Source organism: Asanoa siamensis (assembly GCF_016862555.1).
GTDB classification, from domain to species: domain Bacteria; phylum Actinomycetota; class Actinomycetes; order Mycobacteriales; family Micromonosporaceae; genus Asanoa; species Asanoa siamensis.
Genome location: NZ_BONE01000062.1, coordinates 1 through 19,510, shown reverse-complemented (window position 1 = coordinate 19,510; position 19,510 = coordinate 1). Strand labels below are relative to the sequence as shown.

Below are 19,510 nucleotides of genomic sequence, written 5' to 3'. Positions count from 1 at the left end.
ATCTCAGCCCTTCGCGGCCCCGGTGCTCGCGCGCGCCACCAGGGCCGGTTCGACGCGGGGGTAGGTTTCGACCACCGTGGCGGGGGGTGCGTCGAGCAGGTTCAGCAGCATCGCCAGGCAGCGGCGGCCGACCTCGTCGAAGTCCTGGCGGATCGTGGTCAGGGGCGGAGACATGAACTCCGCCTCGGGAATGTCGTCGAAGCCGACCACGCTGACGTCGTCGGGCACGCGCACGCCGCGTTCGTGGAACGCCCGCAGCACGCCCAGCGCCTGTTGGTCGTTGGCGCAGAACACCGCCGTGACCCGCGGGTCGCCGGCGAGGCGCAGGCCGGCCTCGTAGCCCGAGCGGGCGCTCCAGTCGCCGTCGATGACCGGCGGCACCGGGGCGCCGGCGGACTCCAACGTGGACCGCCAGGCGTCCTCGCGGTCGCGGGCCTCCAACCAGTTCTGCGGGCCCCGCACGTGCCAGACGGTCTCGTGGCCGAGGTCGAGCAGGTGCCGCACCGCCAGCCGGGCGCCGGCGACCTGGTCGACCGAGATGGCCGGCAGCGCGCCGCTGGTGCCCGCCTCGACGACCACCGCAGGGATGCCGGTCGGCAGCGCCCGCAACGCCGCCGCCGCGTTGGTGAACGGGGCGATGATGACGACCCCGGCGACCGACTGCTCGGCCAGCGCGTTCAGCGCGTCGCCGACCCCGTCGTGGTCGAGTTGCTCCAGGGTCACGATGCTGACGCCGTAGCCCGCCGCGCGGGCCGCCCGCTCGACGCCGAGCAGGGTCGCCGCTGGTCCATAGAGGATGGTGTCGAAGCTGACCACGCCGAGCACCCGTGAGCGCCGGCCGGCCAGCCCGCGGGCGAGTGCGTTGGGGCGGTAGTTGAGCTGACGGACGGCGGTCAGCACGCGTTCCCGGGTCTCGCTGCGCACGCTCGGGTGTCCGTTGAGGACGCGCGAGACGGTCTGGTGCGAGACGCCGGCCAGTCGCGCGACGTCGATCATCACCGCCGGTCGGGGCGGAGACGGGTGATCCATGGCAACTCCTCGGCGGGCAGTCTACCCGCCTTGTCGATCATAACCGCGCTGTGAACGCTAACAATCGGCCTTTCGGAGCTATTGACGTCGATTATGAGAGCGCTAACACTCTCGCAACACGCGAGCCATCGACGTACGTGAGGAGGAAAGCCGTGCTCAGAAAGGTGTCCGCGGTGGTGCTCGGTGGCGTGCTCGTCGCTGCCACATTGACCGCCTGTGGCGGTCAGGAGCGAGGCGCCGGCAGCGGTACGGGTTCCGGGGCCGCCAAGGACGACGGCCAGATCACCATGGGCTTCTCCCAGGTCGGCGCCGAGAGCGGCTGGCGCACGGCCAACACCAAGTCCGTCCAGGAGGCCGCCGCGGCGGCCGGCATCAAGCTTCAGTTCTCCGACGCGCAGCAGAAGCAGGAAAACCAGATCAAGGCCATCCGCAGCTTCATCTCGCAGAAGGTCGACATCATCGCCTTCTCGCCGGTGGTGGAGTCCGGCTGGGACACCGTCCTCAAAGAGGCCAAGGACGCCGGCATCCCGGTGATCCTGACCGACCGGGCGGTCGACTCACCCGACAAGACGCTCTACAAGACGTTCATCGGCTCCGACTTCGTGCTCGAGGGCAAGAAGGCCGGCGAGTGGGTCAAGCAGGAGTTCGCCAGCGCGAGCGGCCCGGTCAACATGGTCGAGTTGCAGGGCAACACCGGCGCGGCGCCGGCGATCGACCGCAAGGAGGGCTTCAAGGGCAAGGAGGTCATGGAGGCGTTCCTGCGCGCGAACCCCGACATCGACCTGCTCTACGCGCACAACGACGACATGGGTCTCGGCGCCATCGAGGCGATCGAGGCGGCCGGCAAGAAGCCCGGCACCGACATCAAGATCGTGACCGTCGACGCGGTGAAGGACGGCATGCAGGCCCTCGCCGACGGCAAGATCAACTTCATTGTGGAGTGCAGCCCGCTGCTCGGCCCACAGCTCATGGACCTGGCGAAGAAGGTCGTCGCCGGTGAGACGGTGCCCGAGCGGGTGCTCACCGAGGAGACCACGTTCACCCAGGAACAGGCCAAGACGGAACTGCCCAACCGCAAGTACTGAGTGCGAAGGGGTGACCCAGGGTCAGGCCCCGAAGGCAGACACTGCGTCACCCCTTCCCGTTACGGGAGAGGGCCATGTCGGAAACGGAGCCGGTGCTCGTCATGCGCGGCATCGGCAAGCGGTTCCCCGGCGTCGTCGCGCTCGACGGCGTCGACCTGCGACTGTTCCCGGGCGAGGTGCACGCCCTCATGGGCGAGAACGGCGCGGGCAAGTCGACCCTGATCAAGGTGCTCACCGGCGCCTACCACCACGACCAGGGCGACATCACGCTCGGCGGCGAGCAGGTCGCCTTCGCCGGGCCCCACCAGGCCCAGCAGGCCGGCATCAGCACCGTCTACCAGGAGATCAACCTCTGTCCGAACCTCTCGGTCGCCGAGAACGTGCTGATCGGGCGGTCGCCCACGAGGTTCGGCCGGATCCGGTGGTCGGCGATGCGGCGCCGGGCCGAGGACCTGCTGGCGCGCCTCCACCTGTCCATCGACGTCGGCTCCGACCTCGGGACGCATTCGATCGCCGTACAACAGATGGTCGCCATCGCCCGTGCCCTCGACGTCGACGCCAAGGTGCTGGTGCTCGACGAGCCCACCTCGAGCCTTGACGCGTCCGAGGTGGACCAGCTCTTCCGGGTCATGCGCGGGCTCAAGGACGAGGGCATCGCGATCCTGTTCGTGACGCACTTCCTCGACCAGGTCTACGAGATCGCCGACCGGATGACCGTGCTGCGCAACGGCCGCCTGGTGGGCGAGTTCCGCACCGCCGAGCTGAGCCAGCTCGACCTCGTCGCCGCGATGATCGGCAAGGAGCTGGCGGCGCTCGAGGACATCGAGGAGGCCCCGCGCCGCGAGGTCGCCGCGCTGGAACGGGGCACGCCGATCGTCAGCGCCGAGACGCTCGGCCGCACAGGCGCGATCGCGCCGTTCTCGCTGGCCATCCACAAGGGCGAGGTGGTCGGCCTGGCCGGCCTGCTGGGTTCCGGCCGCACCGAGATCGCCCGCCTGCTCTTCGGCGCCGACCGCGCCGACCAGGGCCGGCTGCGCGTCGACGGGGCGCCGGTGGCGTTCCGGGGCCCGCAGTCCGCGATGCGGCACAGGATCGCCTACTGCCCCGAGAACCGGCGCACCGACGGCCTCGTCGAGGACCTGACGGTCCGCGAGAACATCATCCTGGCGATGCAGGCCGCGCGTGGCTGGGCCCGCCCGGTGCCCCGCGGCCGGCAGGACGAGCTGGTCGCCCGCTACGTCAAGGCGCTCGACATCCGCCCGGCCGACCCGGAGCTGCCCGTCCGCAACCTCAGCGGCGGCAACCAGCAGAAGGTGCTGCTGGCCCGGTGGCTGATCACCGAGCCCAAGCTGATGATCCTCGACGAGCCGACCCGCGGCATCGACGTCGGCGCCAAGGCCGAGATCCAGCGTCTCGTGGTCGAGCTCTCCGACGGCGGCATGGCGGTGCTGTTCATCTCCGCCGAGCTCGAAGAGGTGCTGCGGCTCAGCCACAAGGTCGCCGTGCTGCGCGACCGGCGGCTGGTCGCCGAGCTGGAGAACACCGACGGTCTCGACACCGACCGGGTGATGGCGGCGATCGCGAGCGGAGGCGCGGCATGACGACGGTTGTCCGGCACCGCCTCTTCTGGCCGCTGGCGATGCTGGTGTCGCTGCTCGTCGGCAACCTCTTCTTCACGCCCGACTTCTTCGCCGTCGAGGTCCGCGACGGTCACTTCTACGGCGCGCTGTTCGACATCCTCCGGCAGGGCGCACCGCTGCTCCTCGTCGCGCTCGGCATGACGCTGGTCATCGCGACCGGCGGCATCGACCTCTCGGTGGGCGCCGTCGTCGCGATCTCCGGAGCGCTGGCGTGCCAGCAGATCAGCGGCCTCGGCGACCAGGGCGCGGTCGGCGGCGTCCTGTTCGCCGTGGCGCTGGCCCTGCTGCTCTGCGCGGGCCTCGGGCTGTGGAACGGCTTCCTGGTCGGCGTCGTCGGCATCCAGCCGATCATCGCGACCCTGATCCTGATGATCGCCGGCCGCGGCGTCGCGCAGCTCATCACCGACGGCCAGATCATCAACGTCAACTCGCCTCCGTACAAGGCGATCGCCACCGGTTTCCTGTTGGCCGTCCCCGTGCCGATCATCATCGCGGCCGCGCTGGTGGCGATCGTCGCGGTGGTCACCCGGCGCACCGCGTTCGGGATGCTGCTCGAGTCGGTCGGCGGAAATGCCGGAGCCAGCCGGCTCGCCGGCATCCGGTCCCGGCGGTTGATCATCATCGCGTACGTGGCCTGCGCGGTCTGCGCCGGCGTGGCCGGGCTGATGGTCAGCTCGACGGTGTCCAGCGCCGACGGCAACAACGCGGGCCTGCTGATCGAACTCGACGCGATCCTCGCGGTGGTGATCGGCGGCACTTCGTTGCTGGGCGGTCGGTTCTCGATCGCGGGCACCGTGATCGGCGCGATCCTGATCAAGACGCTGGACACGACGGTCTACACGATCGGCATCCCGCCCGAGGTCACGCTGCTGTTCAAGGCGGTGGTCGTGGTGATCCTCTGCCTCGTGCAGGCACCCGCCTTCCGCGCCCGGTTCACCCGTCGCCAGCCAGCGGAGGTGGCGCGCGCATGATGGATCTCGACACCAAGGTCGCGCCGGCGCCTGTCACGGCCCGCGTGCGCCGGTTCGTGCCACGCCAGAAATACCTGCCGGTCACCGCGACAGCGGTCCTGATCTCCCTGATGTACGGGATCGGCGTCGTCAACTACACCGGCTTCAGCGACACCCAGATCGTGCTCAACATCTTCATCGACAACGCGTTCCTGCTCGTGGTCGCGGTCGGCATGACGTTCGTGATCCTGACCGGCGGCATCGACCTCTCGGTCGGCGCGGTGGTCGCGTTGACGACGATGGTGGTCGCGCTTCTCCTGGAGAACGGCTGGCCACCGGCCGTCGTGCTGCCCGTCGCGCTGCTGATGGGCTCGACGATCGGGCTCGGCATGGGCCTGATGATCCATTACTTCGACGTGCAGCCGTTCATCGCGACCCTCGCCGGCATGTTCCTCGCCCGCGGGCTCTGCTACGTGATCAGCACCGACTCGATCCCGATCGACGACCCGTTCTGGGTACGCGTGTCCAACGCCCAACTCTGGTTCGGCGGCTGGTTCATCTCGATCAGCGTCCTCGTCGCGCTCGCCGTCGTGCTGATCGCCGCCTACGTGCTGGCATACACGACCTTCGGCCGCGACGTGTACGCCGTGGGCGGAGACCCGCAGTCGGCACGCCTGATGGGCCTGCGGGTCGGCCGCACCCGGGTCGCGGTCTACACGATCAGCGGGCTCTGCTCGGGCCTCGGCGGGGTGCTGCTCAGCTTCTACATGTCCTCCGGCTACGGCCTGCACGCGTCCGGCATGGAACTCGACGCGATCGCGGCGGTGGTCATCGGCGGCACGCTGCTCACCGGCGGCTCCGGCTATGTCCTGGGCACGGTGCTCGGCGTCCTGGTGCTCGGCCTGATCCAGACGATCATCACGTTCCAGGGCAATCTCAGCTCCTGGTGGACGAAGATTTTCATCGGACTGTTCCTGTTCGTCTTCATCGTCCTGCAGCGCGTCGTCACGCGGCGGCGCCGATAGGGGGTGGGCTGTGCCCGACTACGTGGTCGGCGTCGACTTCGGCACGCTTTCCGGCCGGGCCGTGGTGGTCCGGGTCTCCGACGGCGCGGAGGTCGGCTCCGCGACGCACGAGTACGCGCACGGCGCGGTCGAGCGCGCCCTGCCGGTCAGCGGGCGTCCGCTGCCGCCGAACTGGGCGCTGCAGGTGCCGCAGGACTGGCGGGACGTGCTGCGCGAGGCGATCCCGAAGGCGCTGGCGGCGGCCGACGTCGCCCCGACCGACGTCGTGGGCGTCGGCACCGACTTCACCGCGTGCACCGTCCTGCCGACCCTCGCCGACGGCACCCCGCTCTGCGAGGTCGACGGCTTGGCGGACCGGCCGCACGCGTACCCGAAGCTCTGGAAGCACCACGCCGCCCAGGGCCAGGCCGACCGGATCAACGCCGTCGCCGCGGCCCGCGGTGAGCCGTGGCTGCGCCGCTACGGCGGCAAGATCTCCTCGGAGTGGCAGTTCGCCAAGGGCCTGCAACTGCTCCACGAGGACCCGGAGCTCTACGCACTGGCCGCGCGCTGGATCGAGGCCGCCGACTGGATCGTCTGGGAGCTGTGCGGCGCGGAGACCCGCAACGTCTGCACGGCGGGCTACAAGGGCATCCACCAGGACGGCGATTACCCCTCGCCGGACTACCTGGCCGCCCTCGACCCGCGCTTCGCGGGGTTCGTCGACAAGCTGCGGCAGCCACTGTCCCCATTGGGCGGTCGGGCCGGCTCGCTGACGGCGCGGGCGGCGGCGCTCACCGGGCTGCCGGAAGGCATCGCGGTCGCCGTCGGCAACGTCGACGCGCACGTCACCGCGCCCGCCGCCCGGGCCGTCGAACCCGGCCAGCTCGTCGCCATCATGGGCACCTCGACCTGCCACGTGCTCTCCAGCGACCAGCTCGCCGAGGTGCCCGGCATGTGCGGCGTGGTGGCCGACGGGATCGTCGAGGGCCTCTGGGGCTACGAGGCCGGCCAGAGCGGCGTGGGCGACATCTTCGCCTGGTTCGCCGCGACCTCGGTGCCGCCCTCCTATGTGGAGGCGGCGGCGGCGGCCGCCGGCCGGGACGTGCACGAGCACCTGAGCGCGCTCGCCGCCGCACAGCCGGTCGGCGCGCACGGTCTGGTCGCGCTCGACTGGCACAGCGGCAACCGGTCGGTGCTGGTCGACCACGCGCTCTCCGGCGTGATCCTCGGCCAGACCCTGGCGACCCGGCCCGAGGAGCAGTACCGCGCGCTCGTCGAGGCCACCGCGTTCGGCACCCGGATGATCGTCGAGACGTTCGAGGCCGCCGGCGTGCCGGTCCGCGAGGTGGTCGCGGCGGGCGGGTTGCTGAAGAACGCGTTCCTCATGCAGGTGTACGCGGACGTCCTGCGCCGGCCGATCGCGGTGGCCGGATCCGCGCAGGGGCCGGCGCTGGGCTCGGCGATCCATGCCGCGGTGGCCGCCGGGTGCTATCCCGACGTCCGGGCCGCGGCCGCGGTGATGGGCAGCCGGGCGCCGGAGGTCTACCGGCCCGATCCGGAGCGCGCCGACGCGTACGACCCGATCTACGCCGACTACCGCGAGCTGCACGACCACTTCGGGCGCGGTGCCTCGAAGGTGTTGCACCGTCTGCACGCCCGCCGCGCGGGCGCCTGACCACAAGGAGTACGCGGATGCGTCTGTGGTTCCTCACGGGTAGCCAGGAGCTCTACGGGCCCGACACCCTGCGCCAGGTGGCCGAGCAGTCGCAGGAGATCGCCGCCGCCCTCGACACCAGCGCCGACGTGCCGGCCCAGGTCGAGTGGCAGCCGGTGCTCACCTCGTCGGAGGCCATCCTGCGGTGCTGCCGCGCCGCCGCGTCGACCGACGACGTGGTCGGCGTGATCGCCTGGATGCACACGTTCTCGCCCGCGAAGATGTGGATCGCCGGGCTCGACGCGCTCGACCTGCCGCTGCTGCACCTGCACACCCAGTCCAATGTGGCCCTGCCGTGGGCCGACATCGACATGGACTTCATGAACCTCAACCAGGCGGCGCACGGCGACCGCGAGTTCGGCTACGTGCAGACCCGGCTCGGCGTGCCCCGCAAGACGGTGGCCGGGCACGTCAGCGACCCGCGGGTCACCGCCCGGATCGGCACCTGGACCCGGGCCGCGCTGGGCCGGGCCGAGATGCGGTCGCTGCGGCTGGCCCGGTTCGGCGACAACATGCGCGACGTCGCGGTCACCGAAGGCGACAAGGTCGAGGCGCAGCTGCGGTTCGGCGTCTCGGTCAACACGTACGGCGTGACCGACCTCGCGGACGCGGTCGACGCCGCATCGGACTCCGATGTGGACAAACTGGTCACGGAGTACGACCAGGTCTACCGGCTCGACCCGGTGCTGCGTCCGGGCGGGGAGCGGCACGAGTCATTGCGCTACGCCGGCCGCATCGAGCTGGGGCTGCGGTCGTTCCTGACCGCGGGAGGCTTCGGGGCGTTCACCTCCAACTTCGAGGACCTGGGCCGGCTGCGCCAGCTCCCGGGTCTGGCGGTGCAGCGGCTGATGGCCGACGGCTTCGGCTTCGGCGGCGAGGGCGACTGGAAGACGGCGGTGCTGGTCCGCACGCTCAAGGCGATGTCCGTGGGGCTTCCGGGCGGCACCTCGTTCATGGAGGACTACACCTACGACCTGACACCCGGCCACGAACGCACCCTCGGCGCGCACATGCTGGAGATCTGCCCGTCGATCGCCGGCGACACGCCACGCGCCGAAATCCACCCGCTGTCGATCGGCGGCCGCGAGGACCCGGTGCGCCTGGTCTTCGACGCGGCTCCGGGCCCGGCGGTCGTGGTCGGTCTGGCCGACCTGGGCGAGCGCTTCCGCCTGGTGGCCAACGAGGTCGACGTGGTCCCGGCGGACCACCCGCTGCCGAAACTGCCGGTCGCCCGGGCGATCTGGGTGCCCCGGCCGGACCTGCTGACCGCGGCCGAGGCCTGGCTGACCGCCGGCGGCCCGCACCACACGGCGCTGTCCCAGGCGGTCGGCGCGGCGGAGTTGCACGACCTGGCCGAGATGACGGGCACGGAGCTGGCCCTGGTCGACGGCACCACCACGGTCCGCCGCTTCGTCCAGGAACTCCGCTGGACGGCCGCGTACCACCGGCTCAACCGCGCCCTCTGACACCTCGAGGTTGTCGGTGCTGCCAGGTAGCGTTGCGCGCCGTGGACGAGACATCGAGAACCCGAGAGGCTGTGCGCGTTTACGTTGACAGCGCCGAGCAGCGCGACTGGCAACGGCTGAGCGACCTGCTCACCGAAGACATGGTGTACGAGATGCCGCAGACCCGTGAACGGATCCGTGGCAGGTCGGCTTTCCTGCGGTTCAACAGGGAATACCCCGGGGACTGGCACCTTCGGATACGTCTCATCGTCGCCGACGGCCGCCATGGCGCGGCGTGGATCGATGCACGCGTCGACACCGAGCACCAGGACGCCTGCGTGTGGTTCGAGCTGTCCGATGACGGGCTGATCACCCGGGTCGTCGACTACTGGCCGGAGCCATACGATCCGCCGCCAGGCCGCGAACATCTGGTGGAGCGCTGGTAGACGTCTCGCTGCGCACTTCCTGCCGCAGATCGCCCGCACGATCCAGACGCCGACGATCCGGCCGGAGACGATCCTGGAGGTGGCGGAGTCGATCGACGCGCAGGCGCGGGGGGTCGAGGAGGCCGTCCGGTACGGGCAGGCGGCGCGGGCGGAGGTCGTGACCGCGATCGTGACCGCGAACGAGTCGATGTCGCAGTCGGCGGCGCAGCTCAGCCGGACCGTGGTGGAGCTGGTGGCCCGGGCCAAGGAGCCGGTGGCGCTGCCGGCCGGGCCGGAGCTGCCGGCAGCGATCCTGCAGCAGGCCCGGCCCGGGAGCGCCCTTAACGCTTGACGGGCATCAGCAGGGAGAACGCGCGGTCGTCGGCCGGGCGGCGGATGGCCAGCGGGCGGATCGGGCCGTCCAGCTCCAGGACGAGCTGGCCGTCGCCGCCCGCGGCCAGCGCCTGGAGCAGGAACTCGCGGTTGACCGCGACGTGCTCGTCCTCGCCGGCCTGCCATTCGGCATCGCCGACGACGTCGATCCCGCCGGTGTCGCCGACGGCGAGCACGACGACCTCGTGGTCGACGCCGTCGTGCCGGCGGACGACCCGCGGCGTTCCGGGGTCCTCGATCGCCGCCCGCAGGCTCGCCGCGTCGACCGGTGCCCGGCGCGGGTCGCCGCCGGCGCTGCGGGCCTCGATCGCACGGCGCCAGTCGGTGTAGTCGTACCCGAGCGGGGTGCCCTTGATCGTCCACCCCGCGCCGGCGGCCTCGATCGCGGTGCCGGACAGGTGCAGGGTGACCGGCTCGTCCCGGCCGCGTCGCCCGCGGATCTCGTCGACCCAGTCGAGCGGGGCGATCACCCGGACCGGGTCGCCGTCGACGGTGCCGGGCTCCCGGTGGATCGCCATCCGGAAGCGGTCGGTGGCCACGAAGGTGATCGCGCCGGGCTCGGTGTCGAGCAGGACGCCGGCGAGCATCGGCAACTCGGGGTCGGAGCCGGCGGCGAACCGCACGGAGTCGCACGCGGCGGCCAGGGCGGCGCTGGTCAGGGTCATGCTGGTCATGGGGATCTCCTGCGTGTCGAGAAGGGCGTGGACACGGGAGAGCTCACGGCGGGCATCGGTCAGCCCGGCCTCGAGGCGGCGCAGGTGCGCGTCCACCAGGCCGTGCGCCGTCGGTGTCCCGGCGGCCAGCACGGCGGCGATCTCGGCGACCGGCATGCCGACGCGGCGCAGGCCGGCGACCAGCCTGGCCTGCCGGACCTGGTGGTCCGTGTACCAGCGGTAGCCGTTGACCGGGTCGACGAGCGCCGGGACGATGACGCCCGCGCGGTCGTAGAACCGCAGCGCGCTCACGCTCAGCCCACTGGCCCGGGCGGTGTCGCCGATGCTCCGCATGTCGCTCTCCACGTCCCAGCACCCTGGTGCCTCGACCAGGTAGAGGGTCAAGCTTGCTACGGACCCGTGGGGCGCGGGAGGTGGGCCTCGCGTGGGCGGCGGTCCGGGCGCAGGCCGCGCCAGGCCGGGTGGCGGAGGCGGCCGTCCGGGGTGACCGAGCGGAACACGACCTCGCCGACCAGCTTCGGGCGCACCCAGCGCACGCCACGCCTGTCGGCCGTCGGGATGTCCTGCGCCAGCGGCGACGTGTCGGTCTCCAGCGGCCGCACCAGGTCGAGCAGTTCGGCCAGCATGTCCTCGGTGAAACCGGTGCCGACGCCGCCGCAGTAGACGAGGCGTTTCCGTTCGTCGTAGGCGCCCAGGGTCAGCGAGCCGATCGTGCCCGCGCGGCGGCCGGCGCCCGGTTTCCAGCCGACGATCACCACCTCGGTGGTCTGGATGAACGGGGTCTTGAGCCAGGCGGGCGACCGCCGGCCCGGGTGGTAGACGGCGTCGACCCGCTTCGAGACCACGCCCTCCAGGCCGCGCTCCCGCGCGGTCGCCATCACCGCGTCCGGGTCGCGCTCGAAGTACGGGGCGACCAGCACGGGCAGCTCGTCGATCCCGAGGTCGTCCAGCACGGCCCGGCGTTCGTGCCAGGGGCGGGCGGTCAGCGGCTCGTCGAGGAAGAGCACGTCGAAGACGCCGTACACGACGGGTGTCGACGAGATGAGCGTCGGGCTCGGGTCGATCACGTGCATCCGGCGCTGCAGCGCGGAAAACGACGAGACGCCGCGCCGGTCGAACGTGACGATCTCGCCGTCGAGGACGACCCGGCGGCGACCGACGAGGTCCGCGACCACGCCGAGTTCGGGATAGCTGGCCGTGACGTCGAGGTCGTTGCGTGACCGCAGCCGGATGCCGCCGCGCCCGTCGGTGTAGGCGACGGTGCGGACGCCGTCCCACTTGAACTCGTAGGCCCAGCCGGCCGAGGTCGGTATCTCACCCGGGACGGCCAACATCGGCTCGATCACCGGCGGCCAGCCCAGCCCGGGCGGCTTGCGGCGTGCGGCCGGGCTCATCGGGCCGCCCCCTCCAGCTCCGGCTTCGGCGGTGGGGCGCCCTCGATGTCGAGCCGGGGCAGGATGCGGTCGAGCCAGCGGGGGATCCACCACGACCGGTCGCCCAGGATGGCGAGGATCGCCGGCACGAGGATCATGCGGACGATGCTCGCGTCGAGCAGCACCGAGACCGCCATGCCGACCGCCAGCATCTTGATCGTCGGGTCCGGGTCGGCGACGAAGCTGATGAACACCACGATCATGATCAGGGCGGCGGTGGTGATCACCCGGGCCGTGCCGCCGATGCCCAGGGCCACGCTACGCCGGGTGTCGCGGGTGTGCAGGTAGGCCTCGTGGATGCGGGACATCAGGAAGACCTCGTAGTCCATCGACAGGCCGAAGACCACGGCGAACATGATCATCGGTACGTACGCCGGGATGGACAGCGGCATGTCGACGCCGATCCAGGACGCCGCCCAGCCCCACTGGAAGACGGCGACGATCACGCCGTACGCGGCGCCGACCGAGAGCAGGTTCATCAGCGCGGCCTGGATGCCGATCACCAGCGACCGGAACGCCGTGGTCAGCAGCAGCAGGGAGAGCACGACGACCGCGAGGATCAGCCACGGCAGCCGCTCGACGGTGCGCGCGGTGAAGTCGTCGTACCCGGCCGTCTGTCCGGTCAGGAAGGTCGTCGCGGGCACGTTCGGCAGCACGTCGGCGCGGATCCGGTCGAGCAGGTCGTTGGTCGCCGGGTCGGTCGGTCCGGTGGTCGGCACCACGTTGATCAGCGCGGCGGTGCCCTGCGGGTTGACCAGCGGCTGCGTCACCGAGGCGACGCCGGGCTGCTGCTCCAGCGTGAGCTGGGTGCTGGTCAGCAGGGTCTCGGGGTCGGTGCCGGCCGGGATCTCGACGACGACGGTCAACGGGCCGTTCGCGCCGGGACCGAAACCCTGGGAGATCAGGTCGTACGCGCGGCGGTCGGTGTAGCTCGTCGGGTCGGTGCCGGGGCCGAGTTGGCCGAAGTCGATCCAGATCAGCGGGATGGTGATCACCAACAACGCCACGACGGCGCCGATCGCCCAGGGCCAGGGCCGCCGCGTGACGTAGCGCCCCCAGCGCGCGAACGCCCCACGCTCGTGCGCGGGGTGGGTGACGGAGTCGGTCCGCGCGCCCTGCGGTGCGCCCGCCGCCGCGCCCGGATCTGCCGCGTCGGGTTCTCCCGCATAGCCGGCGCGGGCCGGGTCGTCAGAGCCAGGCCCGGCGCCGGTCGCCGGTGGCTGATCCCGCCGCGGCGTCGCCTCCTCCTGCCGCGGGTGCGGCGGCGCCGACGGCACGGCCGCACCTCCGCCGGCCGCACCTTCGCGCCCGGCCGCACCTCCGCCGCCGATTCCCGGCCGGCTGCGGCGGTGGAACCGGATCGCCCGGACCGTGCGCCCCGCGAGGCCGAGGAACGCCGGAATCAGCGTGAGCGCGGCCAGCATCGTCATCGCCACGCCCAGGGCGGCCGACACCCCCAACGCGCTGATGAACGGCAGGCCGGCGATGTAGAGGCCGAGCATCGCGATGATCACGGTCGTACCAGCCACCAGGATGGCCATCCCGGAATGCCCGTTGGCGCTCGCCGCGGCGCCCGTGTAGTCGGAACTGTCGGCGAGGTCCTCGCGGTGCCGGGCCACCTGGAACAGCCCGTAGTCGATCGCCACGCCCAGACCCAGCAGCGTCGCCAGGGTCGGGCCCGTGGTCGGGACCGTCATCGCCAGCGCCAGCAGGCCCAGGATCGACAAGGCGCCGAGCACCGAGAAGACCGCCGCGATCAGGGGGATCAGCGCGGCGACGACGGAGAAGAAGATCAGGAACAGCAGCACGAACGCGACGATGATGCCGACCAGTTCGGAGCCCAGGTCGTTGGTGCTGCGGTCGATCAGGCCGGAGGCGGCGCCGTACTCGACGGTGAGGCCGGCCGCGCGGGCCGGCGCCACCGCCGCGTTGAGCTGGTCGAGATATTCGGCGCCCAAGGTGTCGGTGGAGATGTCGTAGTCGACGGTGGCGTACGCGATGGTCCCGTCCGGCGACACCGTCGGCGGGTTCGTGGCGAACGGGCTGGTCGCGCTGATGACGTGCCCGAGCGTCCCGGCGTTGGCGGTCGACTGGTCGATCACGCTCTGCTGCGCGTACAGGGTCGACCCGGCCGGCGCATGGAACACCAACTGCCCGACGAACGTGCTCTGCCCCGGGAACTCGCCCGAGATGATCTCGGCGCCCTTGTCGGACTGGCTGCCCGGCACCGTGTAGTCGTTGAGGTAGTCCCCGCCCAGCCGGTTGTTGCCGACCGCCAGACCGACCACCAGCACGAGCCACGCGCCGATGACCACCCAATGGTGCCGGGCGCAGGTGCGGCCGAGCCGAGCCAGGAACGCGTGCATGCGGGTCCCTCCGCGGGCGGTCCAGGCTCGCCCAGGGACCGGGCATACAGCTTAAAACGGTCAAGTCGCCCGGAGGTCCTCCTCACGGAACTCCGTCGCCGGGCGACCGCCGGCCGCGTACGCGTCGTGGTCGCCGGTCCGCAGCTCGACGCGCCGGATCTTGCCGGACAGCGTCTTCGGCAACGGCCCGAACTCCAGCCGGCGGACCCGTTTGAAGGGCGCGAGGTGCTCCCGGCAGTGGGCGAAGATCGCGGTCGCGGTCTCGGCGGACGGCTCCCACCCGGCGGCGAGCACGACGAACGCCTTGGGCACCGCCAGCCGCACCGGGTCCGGGGACGGCACCACCGCCGCCTCCGCGACCGCCGGATGCTCGATCAGCACGCTCTCCAGCTCGAAGGGCGAGATCCGGTAGTCCGACGCCTTGAACACGTCGTCCATCCGGCCGACGTAGGTGATGTAGCCGTCCGCGTCCCGCGATCCGACGTCGCCGGTGTGGTAGAAACCGCCGGCCATCGCCTCCGCGTTGCGCGCGGGGTCGCCCTGGTAGCCCACCATCAGCCCGAGCGGCCGCTCGGTGAGGTCCAGGCAGATCTCGCCGTCGTCGCCCGGCTCGCCGGTGACGGGGTCGACCAGGGCCACCGTGTAACCCGGCGTCGGCCGGCCCATCGAACCCGGCTTCACCGGCTGCCCGGGCGTGTTCGCGATCTGCACCGTCGTCTCGGTCTGCCCGAACCCGTCCCGGACGGTCAGGCCCCACGCGCGGCGTACCTGCTCGATGATCTCGGGGTTGAGGGGTTCGCCGGCGGCCACCGCCTCCCGCGGCGGCGTGTCCAGCTTGCGCAGGTCGGCCTGCATCAGCATGCGCCAGACGGTCGGCGGCGCGCAGAACGTGGTCACCCCGCAGCGGTCCATCTGTGCCATCAGCGCGGTCGCGTCGAACCGGGTGTAGTTGTAGAGGAACACGCACGCCTCCGCGTTCCACGGCGCGAACACGTTGCTCCACGCGTGCTTGGCCCACCCCGGCGACGAGATGTTGAGGTGCACGTCGCCGGGCCGCAGGCCGATCCAGAACATGGTCGAGAGATGACCCGCCGGGTACGACGCGTGCGTGTGCTCCACGAGCTTCGGCAACGCGGTGGTCCCGGAGGTGAAGTAGAGCAGCAGCGGATCGCTCGCGCGGGTCGGCCCGTCCGGCGTGAAGGCGCGCGCGGCGTGCTCCGCCGCCGCGTAGTCGAGCCAGCCCGCGGGCGCGGCCCCGCCGACCGCGACGCGGGTGTAGTCACCCGCCACGTCGGCCAGCTTCCCGCTCGACGCCGAGGTCGTGATCACGTGCCGGGCGCCGCCGCGGTCGAGCCGGTCCCGCAGGTCGGCCGGCCCGAGCAACGGCGTCGCCGGGATGATCACCGCGCCCAGCTTGGCGCAGGCGAGGATCGTCTCCCAGAGCTCGACCTGGTTGCCGAGCATCACGATCACCCGGTCGCCGCGGGCCACCCCGGCCTCGTCGCGCAGCCAGTTGGCGACCTGGTCGGACCGCTCCGCCAGCTCGCGGAACGACCGTCTCGCCTCCGCGCCGTCCTCCTCGATGATCCACAGCGCGGGCTTGTCGTTGCCCGCGGCGATCGGATCGAACCAGTCCAGCGCCCAGTTGAAGGCGTCCAGCCGCGGCCAACGGAACTCGGCGTAGGCCCGGTCGTAGTCGTCGGCGGCGGCGAGGAGGAAGTCCCGCGCGGCCCGAAACGCTTCTCCGCTCACCGACCCAGTCTGCTCCCGATCACCATGACCCGCGCCACACTGAAGGGCATGAAATACCTGATCATGGTGTACGGCAACCCGCGGTCCCGCGCCGTCTGGGACAGCTTCACCGACGAGCAGCGCGCGGCCGGCATGGCCGAGCACACGGCGCTGCGCGCGGCGATGGACGCGGCCGGCGAACTGGTGCTCGCGGAACGCCTCGAGGACCCGTCGACCGGCACCCGCCTGCCCGCCCAGCCGGCGGCGCTGGCCGCGCTCGGCCTGCCCAGCGACGGCCCGTTCGCGGAGGCGAAGGAGCACCTGGCGGGCTTCTACCTGGTCGACTGCGCGTCACCGGAGCGGGCGCGGGAATGGGCGGCCGGGATCCCGGAGGCGGCGCTGGGCCTGGTCGAGGTGCGCCCCGTCTGGGCCGGCTAGCGCCGCCCGCCGAAGGTCCAGTTGTGCACCTCGACGTCGGCGTAGCGGTCCGCGGTCAGCAGCGCGCGGGCGGCGTCCGGGCCCGGGGTGCGCGCCAGCAGCGCCGTGCCGAGCCAGGCCGTGCCGTCGTCGGAGAGCAGTGGCCCGTACGCGACCAGGTCCGCCGAGTCGGGCACGGTCAGGTCGGCGCCGGGCCCTGCGCCGAGGCCCAGCACCAGATAGCCGTCGCCGCGGCCGCCCGGGAACTCCCACATCGTGCGGCCCAGCAGGTTGCGCCACCGGCGCAGCAGCACGTCGCGGTAGACACCGGCCTGGTAGTTGGGCTCGTCGAAGGCGAACGCCCGCGCCGCCGCCGGGTCGCGCAGATCGACGATGTGGACGCTGCCGGTGGGCGTGTCGCCGTCGTCGGCGAGCGTCGGCCCGCGGGCGATCAGCTCGGCCTCGAAGCGGTCCATGTAGGACCAGTGGGCCTCGACCAGCTCGTCGCGCAGCGCCACCGAGCCCGGCCGGTCGCGGTGGTAGCAGAGGAACTCCATCCCACCAGTCTCACCATCGGTCGTTGTGCATACCGCTCGGGCTCCAGGACCATGGGTACGCCCGGTTCGCGACGGTCGTACGGGGGGCCACGTTGGTCGAGGTCATAACGCGTGCCGTTACCCGGCTAGCGCTCTCCGCGTTCTGCGACGTTGAACGACCCATCCCGCGAGGATTAGCGCTAGCGCCCACGCAGCATTGCTTATCAACATCGTGATGGTGAAAGCGTCGCCATGATCGACAAGAGCGGTACGGACCGCTGAGGGTATTGCCGCTGCCGGTGGCGGCACCAATGCGAGCACCGCGAGTAGTGCGATCGGCTCATCGCCGGAAGCCGCGACCACCCAACCAAAGATCCCGAGGGGTACACCCCAGAACACCGTGGAGATGGCCATGAGTGGCACGAGCAAAACGGCAGATCCGCGTAGTGCCGGCGCGATCAGGTTCCCGAGGCCAACCCCGGCGAGCGCCGCGAGCGGAAACGCGGCCAGACCAGCGGCCAGGACGTGTTGGAGTTGTTCATCGGCAAGTAGGTCGGCGGGGACCGGCATCGAAGAGTTCTCGAGCCACCACGCGAGCCGACGGCGGACGTGCGCGGACGTGTGCCAGGCGACAGCGAAGTTGACCGCAGCGAGGACCGCACCAGCGAGCACGGCTGCTGCTAGCGCTTGCAACATCCCGCGCAGCCGTGCGCCTAGGAACGCGCCCAGGAAGAACACGATGAACTGGTTCCAGAAGAAGCCAGACGTGTGGGCCATGAACACGTCGACCATAAGCCAGTCGCGTTGTTCCTCGCTGGTCTGTGGATCGTTGTAGATCCAGACTTCGTAATATTTGGCGTTGCTGGAAGCCAGCGCCGCTGCGATGAGCGCGACAAGGACCCCCGCGACCAGAACCGCGACCCATGATTCGGGGACGCGCCGCCAACGCGACGTCCGGGCAATGGCCAAAGGGATGCTCTGCCTCCTAGTCACTGTCGCTCCTCGTGGTGTGGACGCATCTCCAATGTGGAAGTAGACGTATGGGCCGAGCCGCTAGTGGGCTCGCTCCCGAGACGCCGATGCGCCGAGGATCTCGCGGAAGGTTGACAGCGACATACGTTTCCCTCCGCGGGGACCGTCTCGAGGGGATAGATCGTGCCAGAAGCCGCCCACCGCAGCCGACCCCGATTCCAATGCCAGCGGCCTTCCCTTAACTCTGATGTCGGGGCCGCCGGGTCGCGTGTACGACTGGTGCCAGGAGCCCGGCGGCACGGAATCGGCTGAGCTAGGTGCGACGAACCGAGCCGGCACCTCAGGCCAGCCGTCGCTACCGCCGGGTACCCGCGGCTCATCCGCTTCGCGGTACACCGGCCGGCGGGTGTCGTCGTGCCCGTCGATGAGGACGCGGTCGGCGAGCGGCTCCGGCAGCGTGATCTGCACTGTGGCAAGCAGGTTCTCGTTGGTGCACCCGACGCTGTTCCCCGAGCCGTCGGAGACTGTGACGGTGACCGCGGCATTCGCCATCGGACTCAGAGAGCCCTGGCAAGGAGGACTGTCGAGCGTCCGCGACAAAAGAGGGTTATTCGTATTCCGTTCCGGTCAACCCGCGCCATCCACAAGGTGAGCGCGGCTCTGGCGGTCGTAGTCGGTCGATTAGAGCCCGCGGTCATCCTGCGCTGTCGACCGTCGAGGGTGAAGGCGTACCACAGTGCCGGTCCGGTCAGCAGGATCAGCGTGACGACTGCGGCCAAGGCCGCGTTGCGGCGGACACGACCGCGCCGTGCCAACGTAGGAAGCTCCGGCAGTCGTGGCCGACGCATGTCCCACGGGATCTGGTCAAGCAGGCGCGCCACGCGATCGTGGCTCATGGGTTCATCTCCCCAAGCAGCACGGCCGCACAGTGGGGTCGGCGCGAAGCGCGGCGAGCGCGCGGGCGGTGCCGCATTTGACACTGGCGTTCTGTAGTCCCCTTTGCCCGCCAGCGGCGCCGCCGCCAGTTTAAATTCGTGGTCGCGGGCATCGCGCGCACGTAGGCATCGGGCGCCCCGTACGCCTCGAGGTCAGCCTCCGTCTCGTCCACCAGTCCCTCCCACACGTATACAGGGCCACACCCGTCGGAGGAGGCTGCAATTGACGGCCGTCAAGTCCATCGCCATACCTTGATGGCAGATCAAACCAGACGATGCCTTCACCGAGCTTTCACCTGCCGGGCAGCGGCCTGTTCCGCCGCCCAACCCGCCACGGACAATCCCGCACATAGCGGTGGCTAGCGCAATGAGTTAGTCGCGCCGCGAACCTGAGGAACGCAGAACGACAAAGTCCTACCAGCGCCCTATTTCCTGCTTTCGCAGTCGCTACACGAACGTGCGCGACAATCGTGGGCCGCCAGGGACTCGAACCCTGAACCTATGGATTAAAAGTCCACTGCTCTGCCGGTTGAGCTAGCGGCCCGCGGGGCTTAGGGTACCTGACCTGCGGGAAAACGTGGAGCCTGTTCCCGCGTCAAGCTCGTTCAGCCCGGCCAGCCGGACGCTCGAGCAACTCTCGAGCACCCAACTTGGTTGCCGCTGGGCAGGTCAAGGCAGATGCTCCGGCGCGAGCCGCGTTTCGTGGCGTGGCGCTGGCGGTGTGTGTGGGCCAGGCCACGTCTCCGCCTGGCTTGGCC

General features: G+C 70.9%; 16 protein-coding genes and 1 tRNA gene. 9 read left to right on the top strand and 8 right to left on the bottom strand.

Annotation, left to right across the window (positions count from 1 at the left end; all coding sequences use genetic code 11):
* Nucleotides 1-3: 3 nt before the first annotated feature.
* A complete protein-coding gene (locus Asi02nite_RS29950; protein WP_239127235.1) occupies nucleotides 4-1,029 on the bottom strand; it encodes a LacI family DNA-binding transcriptional regulator in 1,026 nt (341 codons plus the stop codon).
* Nucleotides 1,030-1,181: 152 nt separating this feature from the next.
* Here Asi02nite_RS29950 and Asi02nite_RS29945 point away from each other — a divergent pair, with 152 nt between their 5' ends.
* The 8 genes from Asi02nite_RS29945 to Asi02nite_RS29910 all read left to right on the top strand — a co-directional run bounded on the left by Asi02nite_RS29945 (nucleotide 1,182) and on the right by Asi02nite_RS29910 (nucleotide 9,647).
* Nucleotides 1,182-2,114, top strand: coding sequence for an ABC transporter substrate-binding protein (locus tag Asi02nite_RS29945; protein ID WP_203717347.1), 933 nt, complete (start codon nucleotides 1,182-1,184; stop codon nucleotides 2,112-2,114).
* A gap of 74 nt (nucleotides 2,115-2,188) precedes the next feature.
* Nucleotides 2,189-3,715: a sugar ABC transporter ATP-binding protein gene (locus Asi02nite_RS29940; protein WP_203717346.1), complete on the top strand. Its 1,527-nt coding sequence runs from the start codon at nucleotides 2,189-2,191 to the stop codon at nucleotides 3,713-3,715.
* Complete coding sequence (locus Asi02nite_RS29935; RefSeq protein WP_203717345.1) at nucleotides 3,712-4,725, top strand: ABC transporter permease; 1,014 nt, start codon at nucleotides 3,712-3,714, stop codon at nucleotides 4,723-4,725. Before Asi02nite_RS29940 ends, Asi02nite_RS29935 begins: the two co-directional genes overlap by 4 nt.
* Nucleotides 4,722-5,729, top strand: coding sequence for a galactofuranose ABC transporter, permease protein YjfF (gene yjfF, locus Asi02nite_RS29930; RefSeq protein WP_239127233.1), 1,008 nt, complete (start codon nucleotides 4,722-4,724; stop codon nucleotides 5,727-5,729). Before Asi02nite_RS29935 ends, yjfF begins: the two co-directional genes overlap by 4 nt.
* 10 nt (nucleotides 5,730-5,739) lie before the next feature.
* On the top strand, nucleotides 5,740-7,386 hold the full coding sequence (araB, locus tag Asi02nite_RS29925; protein ID WP_203717344.1) for a ribulokinase: 1,647 nt from the start codon (nucleotides 5,740-5,742) through the stop codon (nucleotides 7,384-7,386).
* Nucleotides 7,387-7,403: 17 nt separating this feature from the next.
* Complete coding sequence (araA, locus tag Asi02nite_RS29920) at nucleotides 7,404-8,891, top strand: L-arabinose isomerase (protein ID WP_203717343.1); 1,488 nt, start codon at nucleotides 7,404-7,406, stop codon at nucleotides 8,889-8,891.
* 41 nt (nucleotides 8,892-8,932) lie between these two features.
* Nucleotides 8,933-9,316: a nuclear transport factor 2 family protein gene (locus Asi02nite_RS29915; protein WP_239127231.1), complete on the top strand. Its 384-nt coding sequence runs from the start codon at nucleotides 8,933-8,935 to the stop codon at nucleotides 9,314-9,316.
* A 79-nt stretch (nucleotides 9,317-9,395) separates the two neighbouring features.
* Entirely contained in the window at nucleotides 9,396-9,647 is a 252-nt protein-coding gene (locus tag Asi02nite_RS29910) for a hypothetical protein (RefSeq protein ID WP_203717341.1), read from the top strand.
* On the opposite strand, the gene Asi02nite_RS29905 is transcribed toward Asi02nite_RS29910, so the two are convergent.
* Genes Asi02nite_RS29905 through Asi02nite_RS29890 form a run of 4 tightly spaced genes read right to left on the bottom strand, consistent with a single transcriptional unit; the run spans nucleotide 9,637 to nucleotide 15,913 of the window.
* Nucleotides 9,637-10,695 (bottom strand): DNA polymerase III subunit beta family protein, encoded by a 1,059-nt coding sequence (locus tag Asi02nite_RS29905; protein ID WP_203717364.1) that lies wholly within the window; start codon nucleotides 10,693-10,695, stop codon nucleotides 9,637-9,639. The genes Asi02nite_RS29910 and Asi02nite_RS29905 overlap by 11 nt on opposite strands.
* Nucleotides 10,696-10,751: 56 nt before the next feature.
* A complete protein-coding gene (gene ligD, locus Asi02nite_RS29900; RefSeq protein WP_203717340.1) occupies nucleotides 10,752-11,756 on the bottom strand; it encodes a non-homologous end-joining DNA ligase in 1,005 nt (334 codons plus the stop codon).
* Nucleotides 11,753-14,161 (bottom strand): MMPL family transporter, encoded by a 2,409-nt coding sequence (locus tag Asi02nite_RS29895; RefSeq protein ID WP_203717339.1) that lies wholly within the window; start codon nucleotides 14,159-14,161, stop codon nucleotides 11,753-11,755. Before Asi02nite_RS29895 ends, ligD begins: the two co-directional genes overlap by 4 nt.
* Before the next feature lie 60 nt (nucleotides 14,162-14,221).
* Nucleotides 14,222-15,913, bottom strand: a complete 1,692-nt coding sequence (locus Asi02nite_RS29890; protein WP_203717338.1) for an AMP-binding protein — start codon at nucleotides 15,911-15,913, stop codon at nucleotides 14,222-14,224.
* A 48-nt stretch (nucleotides 15,914-15,961) separates the two neighbouring features.
* Between Asi02nite_RS29890 and Asi02nite_RS29885 the strand changes: the two genes are divergently transcribed.
* A complete protein-coding gene (locus Asi02nite_RS29885) occupies nucleotides 15,962-16,330 on the top strand; it encodes a YciI family protein (RefSeq protein WP_203717337.1) in 369 nt (122 codons plus the stop codon).
* Here Asi02nite_RS29885 and Asi02nite_RS29880 read toward each other — a convergent pair.
* The 3 genes from Asi02nite_RS29880 to Asi02nite_RS29870 form a co-directional block, all read right to left on the bottom strand.
* Nucleotides 16,327-16,866, bottom strand: a complete 540-nt coding sequence (locus tag Asi02nite_RS29880; RefSeq protein ID WP_203717336.1) for a YciI family protein — start codon at nucleotides 16,864-16,866, stop codon at nucleotides 16,327-16,329. The two genes, Asi02nite_RS29885 and Asi02nite_RS29880, sit on opposite strands and share 4 nt — an antisense overlap.
* Nucleotides 16,867-16,983: 117 nt before the next feature.
* Nucleotides 16,984-17,838, bottom strand: a complete 855-nt coding sequence (locus Asi02nite_RS29875) for a hypothetical protein (RefSeq protein ID WP_203717335.1) — start codon at nucleotides 17,836-17,838, stop codon at nucleotides 16,984-16,986.
* 1,385 nt (nucleotides 17,839-19,223) lie between these two features.
* Nucleotides 19,224-19,296 (bottom strand) — tRNA-Lys (locus Asi02nite_RS29870).
* Nucleotides 19,297-19,510 lie beyond the last annotated feature (214 nt).